This window comes from Streptomyces sp. NPDC052682, from assembly GCF_040678435.1.
Classification (GTDB): domain Bacteria; phylum Actinomycetota; class Actinomycetes; order Streptomycetales; family Streptomycetaceae; genus Streptomyces.
Genome location: NZ_JBFATS010000008.1, coordinates 210,292 through 225,356, shown reverse-complemented (window position 1 = coordinate 225,356; position 15,065 = coordinate 210,292). Strand labels below are relative to the sequence as shown.

General features: G+C 72.5%; 13 protein-coding genes and 1 tRNA gene. 8 read left to right on the top strand and 6 right to left on the bottom strand.

Going from position 1 to position 15,065, the window contains the following annotated elements:
* Positions 1 to 53: 53 nt before the first annotated feature.
* Positions 54 to 1,568: a PP2C family protein-serine/threonine phosphatase gene (locus tag AB0K80_RS15105; protein WP_365669507.1), complete on the bottom strand. Its 1,515-nt coding sequence runs from the start codon at positions 1,566 to 1,568 to the stop codon at positions 54 to 56.
* A gap of 502 nt (positions 1,569 to 2,070) precedes the next feature.
* On the opposite strand from AB0K80_RS15105, the gene AB0K80_RS15100 reads away from it, so the two are divergent.
* Positions 2,071 to 2,736 carry a bifunctional DNA primase/polymerase gene (locus tag AB0K80_RS15100; protein WP_365669505.1) on the top strand — a complete coding sequence of 222 codons (666 nt, stop codon included), beginning with the start codon at positions 2,071 to 2,073 and terminating at the stop codon, positions 2,734 to 2,736.
* Positions 2,737 to 2,792: 56 nt separating this feature from the next.
* Positions 2,793 to 3,350: a hypothetical protein gene (locus AB0K80_RS15095; RefSeq protein WP_365669503.1), complete on the top strand. Its 558-nt coding sequence runs from the start codon at positions 2,793 to 2,795 to the stop codon at positions 3,348 to 3,350.
* Between the two features lie 242 nt (positions 3,351 to 3,592).
* Here AB0K80_RS15095 and AB0K80_RS15090 read toward each other — a convergent pair whose 3' ends face one another.
* From AB0K80_RS15090 to AB0K80_RS15080, 3 genes are all read right to left on the bottom strand, one after another.
* Positions 3,593 to 4,558 (bottom strand): DUF5926 family protein, encoded by a 966-nt coding sequence (locus AB0K80_RS15090; protein WP_365669501.1) that lies wholly within the window; start codon positions 4,556 to 4,558, stop codon positions 3,593 to 3,595.
* A gap of 218 nt (positions 4,559 to 4,776) precedes the next feature.
* Entirely contained in the window at positions 4,777 to 5,415 is a 639-nt protein-coding gene (locus tag AB0K80_RS15085; RefSeq protein ID WP_365669499.1) for an ATP-binding protein, read from the bottom strand.
* Between the two features lie 205 nt (positions 5,416 to 5,620).
* Complete coding sequence (locus AB0K80_RS15080) at positions 5,621 to 6,448, bottom strand: glycerophosphodiester phosphodiesterase (protein WP_365669498.1); 828 nt, start codon at positions 6,446 to 6,448, stop codon at positions 5,621 to 5,623.
* Positions 6,449 to 6,767: 319 nt separating this feature from the next.
* On the opposite strand from AB0K80_RS15080, the gene AB0K80_RS15075 reads away from it, so the two are divergent.
* From AB0K80_RS15075 to AB0K80_RS15060, 4 genes are all read left to right on the top strand, one after another.
* A complete protein-coding gene (locus AB0K80_RS15075; protein WP_365669496.1) occupies positions 6,768 to 8,246 on the top strand; it encodes a trypsin-like peptidase domain-containing protein in 1,479 nt (492 codons plus the stop codon).
* A 63-nt stretch (positions 8,247 to 8,309) separates the two neighbouring features.
* Positions 8,310 to 8,396, top strand: a tRNA-Ser gene (locus AB0K80_RS15070).
* A 780-nt stretch (positions 8,397 to 9,176) separates the two neighbouring features.
* A complete protein-coding gene (locus tag AB0K80_RS15065; RefSeq protein WP_365669495.1) occupies positions 9,177 to 9,950 on the top strand; it encodes a glycosyltransferase in 774 nt (257 codons plus the stop codon).
* A 42-nt stretch (positions 9,951 to 9,992) separates the two neighbouring features.
* On the top strand, positions 9,993 to 10,676 hold the full coding sequence (locus AB0K80_RS15060; RefSeq protein ID WP_365669716.1) for a histone deacetylase: 684 nt from the start codon (positions 9,993 to 9,995) through the stop codon (positions 10,674 to 10,676).
* A gap of 39 nt (positions 10,677 to 10,715) precedes the next feature.
* Here the strand turns inward: AB0K80_RS15060 and AB0K80_RS15055 are convergent, their stop codons facing one another.
* Together AB0K80_RS15055 and AB0K80_RS15050 are read right to left on the bottom strand one after the other, a co-directional pair.
* Positions 10,716 to 11,156, bottom strand: coding sequence for a nuclear transport factor 2 family protein (locus tag AB0K80_RS15055; RefSeq protein ID WP_365669493.1), 441 nt, complete (start codon positions 11,154 to 11,156; stop codon positions 10,716 to 10,718).
* Positions 11,157 to 11,344: 188 nt separating this feature from the next.
* Positions 11,345 to 12,223: a bifunctional DNA primase/polymerase gene (locus tag AB0K80_RS15050; RefSeq protein WP_365669491.1), complete on the bottom strand. Its 879-nt coding sequence runs from the start codon at positions 12,221 to 12,223 to the stop codon at positions 11,345 to 11,347.
* Between the two features lie 406 nt (positions 12,224 to 12,629).
* On the opposite strand from AB0K80_RS15050, the gene AB0K80_RS15045 reads away from it, so the two are divergent.
* Both AB0K80_RS15045 and AB0K80_RS15040 read left to right on the top strand, forming a co-directional pair.
* Positions 12,630 to 13,193 (top strand): SigE family RNA polymerase sigma factor, encoded by a 564-nt coding sequence (locus AB0K80_RS15045; protein ID WP_365669489.1) that lies wholly within the window; start codon positions 12,630 to 12,632, stop codon positions 13,191 to 13,193.
* Between the two features lie 191 nt (positions 13,194 to 13,384).
* On the top strand, positions 13,385 to 15,040 hold the full coding sequence (locus tag AB0K80_RS15040) for a long-chain fatty acid--CoA ligase (RefSeq protein WP_365669487.1): 1,656 nt from the start codon (positions 13,385 to 13,387) through the stop codon (positions 15,038 to 15,040).
* Positions 15,041 to 15,065 lie beyond the last annotated feature (25 nt).

Below are 15,065 nucleotides of genomic sequence, written 5' to 3'. Positions count from 1 at the left end.
ACCCCCTCCACTGTACGGCCGTACGAAAGGGGGTCCGGGGCGGTGACGAGGGGTTACTCGAACCGCGCCGCCAGCAGCACCACGTCCTCCTCGCTGTCGGCCGAGGCCCGCCCCCGCGGGAGTACGGCCCGCAGCACATGGTCGGCGACCGCGCCCGGGTCGCCGCGCAGCGCCCGGGGCACCCCGGCCGCCGCCGCGTGCAGCCGGGCGAAGGCGCGGTCGGTGGGGTCGCCGGTACGGTGCAGCAGCCCGTCGGTGTACAGCAGAACCGTCTCTCCGGGCTCCGCGTGGATCTCCACGCTCGGTGCCTCCCAGCAGGCGAGCATGCCCAGCGGCGCGGAGACGGAGGTCTCGACGAACTCCGTGCGCCGGGGGCCGATCAGCAGCGGAGGGCTGTGCCCGGCACCGGCCAGCGTGATCTTGCCGGCGGCCGGTTCGCAGTAGCCGAACAGGGCGGTGGCCGAGCGGGCGGGCTCGGTCAGCCGCAGCAGCAGTTCCAGGTCGGACAGCACGGCGACCGGGTCCTCGCCCTCCATCACCGCGTACGCCCGCAGGGAGGCCCGCAGCCGCCCCATCGCCGCGACCGCGCTGGGCCCCGACCCGGTGACGGAGCCGACGGCCAGCCCGAGCGCGGCGTCGGGCAGCGGCAGCGCGTCGTACCAGTCGCCGCCGCCGCGCGGGCCGGTGCGGTGCCGGGCGGCCAGCTGGACGCCGGGGACGCGGGGCAGGCGCGAGGGGAGCAGTTCCTCGGAGATGGTCGCCATGCACGCGCGCGTGCGCTCGACCTCCAGCAGCCGGGCGAGGTGCTCGGTGGCGTAGCGGGCGTACAGGCCGAGGAGGTGACGGCTGCGCTCGGACGGCTCGGCGGGCTCGTCGTAGAGCCACGCGGCGGCGCCCAGGCGGCCGGCCGCCTCGGTGGACAGGGGGAGGGCGTAGCTGGCGGCGTAGCCGAGGCGGGCGGCGACCTCGCGGTGGCGCGGGTCGAGGCCCTGCTCGGCGAACAGGTCGGGCTCGGTGATCTCGGTGTCGCCGCCCGGCAGTCCGTCGAGGATCCGGCCGTGGGACAGGGACCCGCGCGGCACGGTCTCGATGTGGCCGAGGTCGGAGCGGGTCAGGCCCAGCCCGACGGTGGTGTCCGGGCCGTGGCCGTCGGCCGGTTCGAGGGCGACGAGCCCGCGCCGGGCACCCACCAGGGCGGCTCCGGCGCGCAGCAGTTCCTCGAGGGCGTCGCCGAGCGCGCTGGTGCGGGCGAGGCGTTCGGTGAGTTCGTGGAGGGTCGTCAGGTCCGAGACCCAGCCGGCGAGCCGGTCCTGGAGGACCGCGCCGGGTGCGTTGAGGGGGTTTGGCGAGGAGGTCGGGGAGGAACCCGTCGCGACGGGCGCGACAGTGTGTGCGGGGGCCGGCACCGTTGAATCGATTCCGGCCACTTTCGGAGGGTGCGGGGCGTTCATGGCGTCCGGCTTTCCGACCGGTACGTACTGCTCAAAAGCATCGCAAACCCCCATGTCATTCTGCGTCGCTAGCAGTGTCTCCACATGTACACGCACTCGTGAGGAGATGTCCAGCATTGTCCTGCTGGGATTGCTGGTGTCTGTGTGACGTGAGGGGCCTCCTTGTGAACCCCTTGCAAAAAAGCAAAGTTGGCTGGAAACTGCCGCAGGTGACCGCTTCTTGCGGTCGACTGGGCTTGCTCGACGGAGCGTCACAGCGGTCGTGATGGGTACGTACTCGGTGAAGTCCAGGGGTGGTGGTGAACCACCCGGAACCTGGTGACGGACCCGGGCGTCTTAACCACCGACGGCCGTGCCCCATCCTCCCGTGGCGGAGGCGGAGAGAAACACGCGCGACGGCAAAACGCCAGACTTCGCCACCCCACGCCATGCCCATGCTTCTGGTAGACGCAGTATGGGTGCAGCGGCTGCGGACGCGGCCAGTGCTCGCCCCACAGGGGTCCCCACGCCTCCGGCTGGGGTGTGATGCGCCAACAGGTACGCACAGTGAAGTGATCGACACATGATGTGATGTGGACCACGGTGTTGCCAGGCGTGCAACGGAAAGGAACGAGCGCTGATGCGCGAGATCCTCGGAAGGCGACGCAGGCTCCTGTCCCAGCGCAAGGACGGGAGGGCTGAGTTGATCGGCGCGGCCCTGACCTTCGCGACGAAATGGCAGTGGCCCGTACTCCCGGGCGTGGCGGCAAACCCGCAGGGCAGGTCCCGCTGCGGCTGCCCCGACCCGGACTGCACGGTGCCCGGCGCGCATCCCTTCGACCCCGGTCTCCTCGCGGCGACCACCGACGCGCGCATGGTGCGCTGGTGGTGGACGAACCGGCCGGCCGCACCGATCATCCTGGCCACCGGCGGCAGGGCCCCCTGCGCGGTGTCCCTGCCCGCGCTGCCGGCCGCCCGCGCCCTGGCCGCGCTGGACCGCCTCGGCATGCGGCTCGGCCCGGTCGTCGCCTCGCCGGCCCGCTGGTCGATCCTGGTGAAGCCGTACTCCCTGGAGCGGCTGGGCGAGCTGCTGTACGCCAAGGACTTCGTGCCCGGCTCGCTGCGCTTCCACGGCGAGGGCGGCTACCTGGCCCTGCCCCCGTCCGAGACCGGGCAGGGCGAGATCCGCTGGGAGCGCGCGCCGCTGCCCGGCCCGGCCGCCCCGTGGCTGCCGGACGTCGAGGCCGTGGTGGACGCCGTGGTCGAGGCCCTCACTCGTACGGGTGTGAGCGCGCCCGAGCTCTGAGAGTCCCGGGCGCGCCCGGGGCCGGCGCCCGCCCCGGGGCGTTATCTTCCGGGGCCATGCCGCGTCATGCCCAGGGCCGCCGAGCCCGGGATCCCCGAAGAGTCCGTCCGCTCGCCCTCGCGGGAGCCCTGGCGGCCTGCGCGGTCGCGCTGCCGCTGGCCGTGGCGGCGTCGGGGTCCGTGACCGCCGGGCGTGGCCAGGGCGTCGTGCTGCGCGATGACGGCAGGGGTGCTGCCGCCGACTCCGCCCGTTCCGGCCCGCTGACCGGCCTCTCGCTGCCCGCCGCCGTGCGTTGCGGCCCGGCTCTCTCCTCCCCCGACGGTGTCGAGGCGCGGACGTGTGTCGTCACTGAGGGGCGGCAGACCTGGGCGCGGACCTCCTATCGCAACCTCACCGGGGAGGCGCTGGACGCCGTGCTCAGCCTCATGGGTCCCGGCGGACGGACCGTGCAGATCCACTGCGTGGCCGGTGCCGGGGACGGGCCGGGGACGTGCGAGACACCACGCGAGGCCACCCGGGGCGACCTGGCGGCGTACACCGCGGTGGCGGAGTTCGCCGACCGGACCGAAAGTGGCCCGCTGCTGCTGCGCTCCGGGAGCAACTCGCCGAAGTGAACGGGGAGTTGGTGCGCGAGCGCGGTCGGTGAGCGGCGGCCGTCATGGAAAGACCCGGTTGCTGGCGACGGGGGATGCACCAGCAACCGGGCTGATGGAACGGTAACAAGAGATCGGCGGTTCGCAAATTCGGTCCTGGCGATTCCGGTCACCGACTGGCTTGTCTTCGTGGGGAGTTGAGCGAGGACATGCCACCGGGACGCCGTACGGGACCCCCGCCTGGACCGCGGCGCGCCCGGGTCTCAGCTGAGCGTGATCTGCCGGTTGGTCAGGCCGCCGCGCGCGCGGCGCTCGTCCGAGGTGAGCGGCGCGTCGGTGGCCAGGGCCTCGGCGAGGCGCTCGGCGAACTCGGCGGCCGGCTTCTCCACGTCCTGCGCGCCGACTCCGCTCGGCAGGTCCCACACCGGCACCGTGAGCCCGTGGGCCCGGAAGGAGCCCACCAGGCGGGTGCCCTCACCGAGGCTCGACCGGCCCGCCGCGTGCAGCCGCGCGAGGGCGTCCAGCAGCTGCTCCTCGGGGTGCGGCATGACCCAGCGCAGGTGGTTCTTCTCCGGTGTCTCGCACCAGTACGCGGCCTCCACGCTCTCCAGCCGCACGGTCGGGATCGCCGCGGCGTTGGCCCGCTCCAGGGAGGCGGTCACCTCCGGGGTGGCGTTCTCCGGGTCCGGCACCCAGAACTCGAAGCCGCTGTGCACAACTGGCTCGAACCCGCCCTCCGGGTCGAGCAGGTCCTGCAGCCGCGGTCCGTCGGCCGGGGCGCGGCGGCCCCGCACCGGGGTGCCGGGGTCGGCCGTGAGCGCGCGCTGCAGAGTGTCGGCGAGGTCGCGGCTGATGTCGCCGGAGGCGGTGTCGTTCTGCAGGCCGAGCAGCACCGAGCCGTCGTCGCGGCGCAGGGCCGGCCAGGCCATGGGCAGCACGGTGGCCAGCGTCACCGACGGGACGCCCTCGGGCAGGCCGTCCTTCAGGGTGAGCTCGACGGTGGCCGCCGGCACGAGTTCGCGCAGCGCCACCCAGTCGCACTCGCCCGGCAGGCCCTCGAAGGGGCGCCGCACCAGCTCGGTCACGGCCTGCGCGGCGGCCCGGCCGTGGCAGGCCTTGTAGCGGCGGCCGCTGCCGCAGGGGCAGGGCTCGCGGGCGCCGACCACCGGGATCTCCCCGTTGCTGATCTGCGGGCGCTTGGCCTTCGTCTGGGGGCGCTTCTTGGCCATGGTGGGTGTCTCCCGGTTACGGCTCGTCTCGTACGGGCGCGAGCCTAGTCGTTCGCGCCGGGATGGACGGGGTCCTGTGGACGACGTGCCGGGGGCGTCGTGGCTGCCCGGGGAACAGGGACTCCTGGCCGGCTGGGACACCAGGCCGGACGGAACTCCTGGCCGGCTGGGACACCAGGCCGGACGGAACCCCTGGCCGGCTCCGGCACTCGGCCGGATCAGTCCACGTCCTCGAAGGCGTCCGCGAAGTCCAGTCCCGGTATCTCCGACACGGCCGGAGCCGCGACCCGGGTCGCGAAGTCGTCGCGGCGGTGTCCGGCGTCCGGGTCGTGGACGTCGTCGTGGACGACCACCCACACCGTGACCTCGCCGCGAGCGTCGTCGCGGACGCCCCAGTCGTCGGCCAGCGCGGTGATGATGTTCAGCCCGCGGCCGCCGTGTGCGGTGACCGACGGGGTGGCCGGTGCCGGGCGGGTCGGGCCGCCGCCGTCCGTGACCTCGACGATGAGCCGGCCGCCGGCATCCACGCGCCAGGCGGCACGGACGTCGCCGTCCCCGGCCAGGGCGTCGCCCAGGGGCCGGCCGTGTTTGCACGCATTGCTCAAGAGCTCGGAAAGGATCAGTACGGCGTCGTCGATGACCGATTCCGCGACCCCGCCTCTGCGCAACTGATCACGCATGCGGTGCCGTGCCTTCCCCACGCCCGCAGGGCCATGGGGTACGGCCATGCTCGACGACGTGGGCACCTCCTGTGCCACCACCAACGCCACCCCCGAGACCTCCTTCGCCCCACGCCACGGTGTGGATGCCCCATTGGCCTGTACCGGAAACCGGCCAATCCGTGTCTGGAGACGCATTCACCACGATCGAACACGGACCGAACGCGCCGGAGCACTCCCCGTAACCTTGCGGCTGGATTTCGTCGGTGTGGCCGAGATGTGAGGATGCTGGCCGCTCAGGGTGAGGGTCAAGAGGTGTGCGGTAAAGGTGGGGCAAGAGGGGCTTCTGTGAAGAAGCGGTTCTCTTCGCATGTCCTTCCGCCCAGGCGCGTTGCGGTGCGGATCACCGGCCGAGCTGGTCGAGCACCGCGCGCGGGCGGTTGGTGATGATGGCGTCGACGCCCAGGCGCACGCACAGGTCCACGTCCTCCGGCTCGTTCACCGTCCACACGTGCACCTGGTGGCCGGCCCGCTTCCACCGCTCCACGTACGCGGGATGGCTGCGCACGACGCGGACGGAGGGGCCCGCGATACGGACGCCCACGGGCAGCCGCCCGTCGCGCATCCGGGGCGAGACGAACTGCATCAGGTAGACCGTCGGCAGCGTCGGCGAGGCGGCACGCACGCGGTGCAGTGACCGGGCGGAGAAGCTCATGACGCGCACCGGGGACTCCTCCGCCGAGGCGGGGGCGTCCAGTCCGAACCGCTTCAGCAGGACCAGCAGCCGTTCCTCGACCTGGCCGGCCCAGCGGGTGGGGTGCTTGGTCTCGATGGCGAGCTCCACCCGCCGCCCCGCGTCGGCGACCAGTTCCAGCAGCCGTTCCAGGGTGAGGACGCTGGTCGCCTCCCGGTCCTCCGGGCGATGCTCCCAGTCGGGCTCCTCGTCGCGGCCCCGGAAGGCGTCGCGGTTCTTCCAGGAGCCGAAGTCCAGGGCGGCGAGATCGGCCAGCTCCAGCGCGGAGACCGCTCCGCGGCCGTTGGACGTACGGTTGACGCGGCGGTCGTGGACGCACACCAGGTGTCCGTCGGCGGTCAGGCGCACATCGCACTCGAGGGCGTCGGCACCGTCCTCGATGGCCTTCCGGTACGCGGCCAGGGTGTGCTCCGGGGCGTCCTCGGAGGCCCCGCGGTGGGCGACGACGTCGATCCGGTGCTGTCGTGCGTGGGTCACCGCGTCATGGTGCCACCACGATCGGGTAGACGTCCGGTCGGACGGATTCGGCGGAGGCGGCGGTCCGGACGGAGGCACCGGGATTGCGTCCTTTCTGTGAAGAAGGCCCTATGTAAAGAGCAGAATGCCCTATATAAAGAACGGCCTCGGACCCACAGCCACCGCTTATGGTGCCCTGACGGCCCGTGGGAAAAGCTGACGTCATACAAAAGACGTGCACAGCTGCATCGTGCCGGGCCCGTGGACCAGCGTGAACGAGCGTGAGTGCGTGCGCCCGAGTGCGATCGAGAACAACAGCCGTGGATCGAGGAGAGAAGCTGTGAGCACCGAGAACGAGGGCACCGCGGTACCCCCGGCCCCGTCCGCACCGCCCGCGCCGGTGGATGCTCCCGCTGCTCAGCCGTCGCAGGAGCGCACGGCTACGGCCGGGGGCGGCACCGGCACGCCTCCGGTTCCTCCCCACCCGGCGACCGCACCCGGGGCGCAGGCACCGGGCGGCCAGGACCAGCCGGGTCACGGCTCCCCGTCCGCGCCCGGACCGGCCTCCGGCGGCTTCGGGTCGGCCCCCGACCCCTCCTGGCCCCCGCCCCCGCCGCCGCAGACCCCGTCGTACGGCGGTGGCGGCGGTGCCGGTGGCGGCGGCTGGGGAGCAGCCCCGTACCAGGCGCCGGAGCCGAAGGCCCGCGGGCGGCGCGGCGGGCTCATCGCGGCGGTGCTGGCGGCCGCGCTGGTCGCGGGCGGCCTGGGCGGCGGCCTCGGCTACACCCTGGCCAGGAGCAACGACGACACCGGCTCCACCACCGTCTCCGCCTCCACCAGCGGCGGAGACGTCAAGCGCGACCCGGGCACGATCGCGGCCGTGGCCGCCCGGGCGCTGCCCAGCACGGTCACCATCGAGGCCGAGAGCGACAGCGGCGAGGGCGGCACCGGGACGGGCTTCGTCTTCGACATGCAGGGCCACATCGTCACCAACAACCACGTGGTGGCGGGGGCCGTGGACGGCGGCAAGCTCACCGCGACCTTCCCGGACGGCAAGAAGTACGACGCCGAGGTGGTGGGCCACGCGCAGGGCTACGACGTGGCGGTCATCAAGCTGAAGAACGCCCCCTCGGACCTGAAGCCACTGCGCCTGGGCGACTCCGACAAGGTGGCCGTCGGCGACACCACGATCGCCATCGGCGCCCCCTTCGGCCTGTCCAACACGGTGACCGAGGGCATCATCAGCGCCAAGAACCGCCCGGTGGCCTCCAGCGACGGCACCGGCAGCCAGGCCTCCTACATGAGCGCCCTGCAGACCGACGCCTCGATCAACCCGGGCAACTCCGGCGGTCCGCTGCTGGACGCGCAGGGCAACGTCATCGGCATCAACTCCGCGATCCAGTCCACCGGCAACGGCGGCTTCGGCACCGGCCAGGCCGGCTCGATCGGCCTGGGCTTCGCCATCCCGATCAACCAGGCCAAGTACGTCGCCCAGCAGTTGATCAAGACCGGCAAGCCGGTGTACGCGAAGATCGGCGCGTCCGTCTCCCTGGAGGACGGCTCCAAGGGCGCCCAGATCACCGACCGGGGCGCGGGCGGCTCCGAGCCGGTGGAGCAGGGCGGCCCCGCCGACAAGGCCGGCCTGAAGCCCGGTGACGTGATCACCAAGCTCGACGACACGGTGATCGACTCGGGCCCGACCCTGATCGGCGAGATCTGGACCCACAAGCCGGGCGACAAGGTCACCCTCACCTACGAGCGCGGCGGCAAGGAGCACACCGCCGAGCTCACCCTCGGCTCCCGCGTCGGCGACAACTGACCGGCACACGCGCGTGCCGACCCGTTACCCTTGTCCCCGCGCCGCCGATCCCGGCCGGCGCGGGGAGGTGTGCCCGAGCGGCCGAAGGGAACGGTCTTGAAAACCGTCGTGGCAGCGATGTCACCGTGGGTTCAAATCCCACCGCCTCCGCGCGATGAGCAGTGAGAATGGCCCCTGACCTGGGTGTTTGGTCGGGGGCCGCTCTTACGTCCGCGTGCCGTGACTGCCCGGTGTTCCCCGTGGTTCCCTGCTCGATCGGGCACGGTTAGGGCACGGCCACCTTCTGATCCGTAGCTCTATGTGGATCGGTCGGTGGCGGTCATACCGGTTGCGCTACGGTCCTTCATGGACGCTGCCGGACGGGGCCGGTTGCTGTGGTTGCTGTACTGCTGGCGCATCCGCCTGGCCGAGAGACCTCTTCGTCCCGAAGCAACTTGGGCCGGGGCTCCGCCTTGGGCGGGAGCGCCTCTCACATGGGCTGACGTCCGCAGACGTCCGCGCTTGTCTGCCGTCGTGCGTGGGTGTTGTCACGCAGTTAGACACTCACCCGGTGCCTCCCCTCATGCGTGGGAAACACCGATGCGGTGCACTGAAGGCTGCCCTATCGTCAGCGGTCTGCGTCACCCGGCGCGCCGTAGACCCGCAGCACCGGCCCGTTGTGGAGGCGGTCCGCCCGTTCGAGCCGGGCCCCAGCTGGGAGCTTGGGTGGCGTCCTTGAAATCGGGCGACTTCATCAGAACCCGCCACTCCTCCTTGTCCGCGTCCCCGTCGCGGGGTGCTCAAAGCCGGGCCGCCGCGCGTGGCACTGAACAGTCGGGCGGTGCTTCAACTGGAGTGCCTCGTAGGGTGTTTCGTACGTGACGGCCGGTCAGGCGTGGCGCCTGCCGGTCGCGTGCGACTCCGTTACGTCACACCCCTGAGGCGGTGTTCATGACCCGAGTCATCAGTGTGGTAACGCCCGTCTACGACGGAGGGGAGAAGTACCTGGGCGAAGCGTATGAGTCCGTTCGGGACGAGCGTGCGCGGCTTCCCGATGGGTGGGACCTGCAGTGGCTCGTCCAGGAGGACGGGACCACGGGCAGGCCGCTCGACGTCATCCCGAGTGAGCCCTGGATCTCGCCCGGAATGGCGGACAAGGGCGGCGCCGGGGTGGCGCGCACGTTGACCCTGGCGCGCGCGACCGGCGAGTTGGTACGCAGCCTCGACGCAGACGACTTGATCACCCCCGGGGGCCTGGCCCGGGACATCGCCGCGATGGAAGAGCACCCGGAGCTGGGGTGGTGCATCTCCGCGGGGCTGGACCTGCTGCCGGACGGTTCCACGGTCGCCGGGCCGTACGACCCCCCGGAGGGGCCTCTCACCTACGAGACGTTGCTGGCGGCGTACGACGAGGATCGTTTTCCGGTCATCGGGACACATCTGACCGTGCGTACGCCGCTGCTCCTCGCGGTGGGGGCGTGGCCGGCCCTGCCGGCGTGGGAGACGATCGCCGTCGTCCTCGCCTGTGCTGCCGCCTGTGACGGGTGGATGATCCAAGCGCCGGGTGGCTTATACCGGAAGCACCCTGACCAGACGACCGCGCGGACCGACTACGTCGGCATCGCTGAAGCGGACCGGCTCCGCGTCGTCATCAGGGCGCAGGCCGAAGCCCTGCGCGCCTCCGGCCGGCGGTGGCCGCGGCCGTCCTCCAGCCGCCGCACTTAAGGCGCAGGGCAACGTAGATTTGGACGCGTGAACGCGGCCGGAGTGAAGGCGCTGAGCAGTATCGACGCGACACGGCCGGGCGACACGACGCCGCGGCTGGTGTGGTACACGAGCTACGGCTCGAACACGCACCTGGATCGCCTGGCGTGCTACATCACGGGCGGCCGGCCCCCGGGCGCGGCCAGGTACTACCCCGGGTGCCGCGATCCGCGGATGCCGTCGCGTTCCCTCGCGGTCGAGCTGACCGGCGCGATGTACTTCGCCACCGAGTCTCCCGTCTGGGGCGGCGGCCGGGCGTTCTACGACCCGTACGCGGACGGGCGGGTGCTCGCCCGGGCGCATCTGATCTCCGCCGAGCAGTTCTCCGACATCGCGGCGCAGGAGATGTACCGGGAGCCGGGCGGGACCCTCGACCTCACCGGGGTCATCCGGGACGGCCGGTGCGTGCTGGGCGACGGGCGCTACGAGACGCTGGTCTGCGCGGGGCAGGTCGAGGGACTGCCGGTGCTCACCTTCACCGCGCCGTGGACCATGAAGGACGTGCCGTGGACGCCGCCCTCCGCCGCGTACGTCCGGTACCTGGCGTCCGGCCTGCTGTCCGCCCGCGTCTGGGACGTGCCGGCGGTCGCCTCCTACCTCGCCGCGTGCCCGGGAGCCGACGGCCACTGGACGGTTGCGGCGCTGGTCGATCTGCTGGGTGCCTCCGGGCCGGGCGACGCGAGCTGACCGGTGCGCGATCCCGGGCGGCCGGGACCCCGCCGTGCCCTACGGAGTGCAGGCCTCGGCGATCGAGCGGCTGTTCTCGTAGAGGTGGTGGCGGGTGATGCGGCCGTTCTCGACGGTCAGGTGCAGGGCGAAGGGGCCCGAGAAAGACTTGCCCGTCGTACGGACGGTCCCCGCGAGGTGTCCCATCAGGACGGCGTCGGTGCCGTCGACGAGGAAGGTGTCGACGCGGGCGCGCGCGTCCTCCGGCACGGTGTGCTCCATCAGCTCCGTGAACTGGGCGGCGCACTCCGCCGCGGTGGACCGGGGGCGGATCCACGGGACGCCCGGGTTCTCGGCGAGCAGCCAGTCGACCTCGTCGGCGAACAGTTCGACGAGCCGGCCGGTGTCCCCGGCCAGCCGCGCGGTGAGGAACTCCCGCACGACGGCCCGGGTCTGCTCGGCGGCGGCACAGGCGGTGGTGGCGGGGGACGTGACGGACATGGTGTTCCTCCTCGCGGCAGCAGGGCGCGTACGGCCCCGGACCCCGGCGGGGTTCCGTTGACGGCTTCGATGCTGCCGGGGAGGAGGGGAGTGGTCGATTACCCGGGAGGTAAGCAGACGGCCGTCACGCGGTCTGCCAGGGCCGTTCGCATGGCCGTACGCCGGCGGCCTTCCCGCTCGGTACGCCCTCAGGCGTTCCGCCGGTACGCCGTCATCCGCTCCGCCGACGCGATCGTCGTGCGGGCCTCCCGCTCGGACAGGCCGGTGGCGCGGGCCGCCTCGACCAGGGGGTCCACGAGGGCGGCGCCGATGCCGTCCTCGTAGGCGCGGCAGGCCGCCCAGAACAGGCGGGTGTTGCGCTGGCCCTGGTGCGCGGCGAGGACGAACTGGACGAGGCCCTGGCCGTGGCCGCCCGCCGCCGGGGAGGCGGTGGAGTGCCGGCGGGGCGGAGGCAGCAGCAGCCGCAGGAGGGCCGGCGGGCAGGCGGCGGGGGCGAGGTGCGCGCTGCCGGAGGAGGCGGCGTACACGCCGTGGTCCGTGCGGGAGCCGGGGCCGACGAGGTAGCCGCCGGCGCCGCGGACGTCGATGCCGGGGGCGAGGCGGCCGGCCGAGTTGGGCACGACGACGCCGGGCCGGCCGCGCAGCCACAGGTGGCGGCCGCCGGACGGGGTCAGGACGACCACGGTGGGCGGGATCGTGAACAGGTGGCGCAGGGCCAGTTCGCGCAGGGCGGCCGGCGCGTCCGTGCCGGTCTTCACGTCCAGGTCGATGCCGATCAGGTGGTGCGGGGGCAGGCCGCAGGCGATGCCGTAGCCGGTCGCCCAGGGCGCGGCGGCGAACATCGCGCGGATCCGGGCGGGGTCGGTGGAGGCGTCGTGCACGCCGTGGCCGAAACGGCCGCACTCGCCGCGGCAGGGCGGTCCCACCGGGTCGGGGCCGGCGCGGTGCGGGGAGCGCAGGGCGGGGAGCTTGGCGCGGGACAGGGGGATGACGGCCAGTCCGCGTTCGGCGGCTGACAGGGCGTGTGCGAGGGCCAGGGTGGTGGCCTGCCGGTCGAGGGTCGCCATGCTCCCCATTTTCGTACGCACGTTCGAAAAAGGAAAGGGGGCGTGGGTGGGGCGGGGCCCTCTCCGCCCTGCCGCTCGCCGCCGCCCTCTTCGCCGGTGTCGACCACTTCGGCAACTCCGCCACCGCCCAGCAGCAGGCCGTCGGCGACGGCGCCTCGAACCTGAGGGTGCTGTCAAGGGTGAACAACGTCTGCGCGGCGGTGCTCCGGTGCCGCCGCGCAGGCGTGTGCGGGCCCGGCGCAAGGCGACGGCGCGGCGGCCCCCCAGGGGTGAACCCCCAGGACCCCTCCGCTTCCCGTCCACCTTCAGGAGGTGGGGCGGTGCCCCTCTCTACAACCTGAGGGGGACTGCGCTTCGACACCTGCGGCCGATGAGCGCGAGACCCTCCCGCTCATAGCGTGGAGCCATGACCACACCTGTCTGCACCAGCGCCTCGGACGCCGCTGCGCCAGCGACAGCGACGCGGACCCTTCCGTACCCGTCGTTCACGTCGTACGTCAGGGCCCGCCGGCCGGTGCTGCTGCGCACCGCCCGGTCCCTGACCGGGAACCCCAGCGACGCCGAGGACCTGCTGCAGAGCGCGCTCACCAAGACGTACGTCGCCTGGGAGCGCATCGAGGACCACCGCGCGCTCGACGGCTATGTGCGCCGGGCGCTGGTGAACACACGGACCTCGCAGTGGCGCAAGCGCAAGGTGGACGAGTTCGCCACCGACGAGCTTCCCGAGCCGGAGCCCGCCGTGGGCCACGACGACCCGGCGGAGCGGCAGGCGCTGCACGACGCGATGTGGCGGGCGATCATGCGGCTGCCCGTCCGGCAGCGGGCGATGGTCGTCCTCAGGTACTACGAGGACCTCAGCGAGGCCCAGACCGCCGAGGTGCTCGGCGTCTCGGTCGGCACGGTGAAGTCGGCGGTGTCGCGCGCGCTGGCCAAGCTGCGCGAGGACCCGGAGCTGGGGCTGACCCGGTGAGCCCCCGCCAGGAAGGCACGGGTGCCTGGCCGTGCCGTCCTGAGCTGCTGCTTGTTGGATCGTGGGCCGAAGCGTGGCGTAACGTCACCTGATCGATCAGCCGGGGAGTAGTGACATACCGCGCGGTATGTGCGCAGAATCAGCGCATCCCCTACCGCCGCGTAGGCAATGTCGCCATCCGGGAGGACGCCGTGCTGAGCACCATGCAGGACGTACCGCTGCTGATCTCGAGGATCCTGACCCACGGCTCGACGATCCACGGGACATCACAGGTGACCACCTGGACCGGTGAGGGCGAGCCGCACCGCCGCTCCTACGCCGATGTCGGAGCCCGCGCCGCCCAGCTCGCGCACGCGCTGCGCGAGGACCTCGGGGTGGCGGCCGACGACCGCGTGGCCACCTTGATGTGGAACAACGCCGAGCATGTGGAGGCCTACTTCGCGATCCCCTCCATGGGCGCGGTCCTCCACACCCTCAACCTGCGCCTCCCGGCCGAGCAGCTCGCCTGGATCGTCCAGCACGCCGCCGACCGGGTGATCATCGCCAACGGTTCGCTGCTCCCGCTCCTCGCCCCGCTGCTGCCCCACCTGAAGACGGTGGAGCACGTGGTGGTCGCCGGCCCGGGCGACCGCTCGCTGCTCGCCGAGGCGGCCGTACCGGTGCACGAGTACGAGGACCTGATCGCCGGGAAGCCGGTCACGTACGACTGGCCGGAGCTGGACGAGCGCCAGGCCGCCGCCATGTGCTACACCTCCGGCACCACCGGCGACCCCAAGGGCGTGGTCTACAGCCACCGCTCCATCTACCTGCACTCCATGCAGGTCAACATGGCCCAGTCGATGGGCCTGACCGACCAGGACACCTCCCTGGTGGTGGTCCCGCAGTTCCACGTCAACGCCTGGGGCCTGCCGCACGCCACCTTCATGACCGGCGTCAACATGCTGATGCCGGACCGCTTCCTGCAGCCGGGCCCGCTCGCCGAGATGATCGAGACCGAGAAGCCGACGCACGCGGCGGCCGTCCCGACCATCTGGCAGGGCCTGCTCGCCGAGCTGACCGCCAAGCCGCGGGACGTCTCCTCCCTCACCCAGGTCACCATCGGCGGCTCGGCCTGCCCGCCGGCGCTGATGGAGGCCTTCGACCAGCTGGGCATGCGGGTGTGTCACGCCTGGGGCATGACGGAGACCTCCCCGCTCGGCACGGTCGCCCGTCCCCCGGCCCATGTGGTGGGCACCGAGCAGGAGTTCGCCTACCGCCTCACCCAGGGCCGTTTCCCGGCCGGGGTCGAGGCCCGCCTGACCGGGCCGGGCGGCGAACGCCTCCCCTGGGACGGCACGTCCGCCGGCGAGCTGGAGGTGCGCGGGCCGTGGATCGCCGGCGCCTACTACAACGGCCCGGACGCCGAGCCGCTGCGCCCCGCCGACAAGTTCAGCGAGGACGGCTGGCTCAAGACGGGCGACGTCGGCACGATCTCCCCCGACGGCTTCCTCACCCTCACCGACCGCGCCAAGGACGTCATCAAGTCCGGCGGCGAGTGGATCTCGTCGGTCGAGCTGGAGAACGCCCTGATGTCCCACCCGGACGTCGCCGAGGCCGCGGTCGTCGCCGTCCCCGACGACAAGTGGGGCGAGCGCCCCCTGGCCACGGTCGTCCTCAAGGAGGGCGCCACGGCCGACTTCGAGACCCTGCGCGCCTTCCTCGCCGAGGAGGGCCGGATCGCCAAGTGGCAGCTCCCGGAGCGCTGGACGGTGATCGAGGCGGTGCCGAAGACGTCCGTCGGCAAGTTCGACAAGAAGGTGCTGCGCAGGAAGTACGCGGAGGGCGAGCTGGACGTCACCAGGCTCTGAGGTCCGGCCCCGGGGCGCGGCGGCC

Bases quoted from the DNA above. Each gene is read 5' to 3' on its own strand.
- AB0K80_RS15095 (WP_365669503.1), top strand. From the start codon at position 2,793: ATGCCGCGTCATGCCCAGGGCCGCCGAGCCCGGGATCCCCGAAGAGTC.
- AB0K80_RS15090 (WP_365669501.1), bottom strand. From the start codon at position 4,558: ATGGCCAAGAAGCGCCCCCAGACGAAGGCCAAGCGCCCGCAGATCAGC.
- AB0K80_RS15050 (WP_365669491.1), bottom strand. From the start codon at position 12,223: ATGGCGACCCTCGACCGGCAGGCCACCACCCTGGCCCTCGCACACGCC.
- AB0K80_RS15085 (WP_365669499.1), bottom strand. From the start codon at position 5,415: ATGCGTCTCCAGACACGGATTGGCCGGTTTCCGGTACAGGCCAATGGG.
- AB0K80_RS15055 (WP_365669493.1), bottom strand. From the start codon at position 11,156: ATGTCCGTCACGTCCCCCGCCACCACCGCCTGTGCCGCCGCCGAGCAG.
- AB0K80_RS15045 (WP_365669489.1), top strand. From the start codon at position 12,630: ATGACCACACCTGTCTGCACCAGCGCCTCGGACGCCGCTGCGCCAGCG.
- AB0K80_RS15065 (WP_365669495.1), top strand. From the start codon at position 9,177: ATGACCCGAGTCATCAGTGTGGTAACGCCCGTCTACGACGGAGGGGAG.
- AB0K80_RS15100 (WP_365669505.1), top strand. From the start codon at position 2,071: ATGCGCGAGATCCTCGGAAGGCGACGCAGGCTCCTGTCCCAGCGCAAG.
- AB0K80_RS15105 (WP_365669507.1), bottom strand. From the start codon at position 1,568: ATGCTGGACATCTCCTCACGAGTGCGTGTACATGTGGAGACACTGCTA.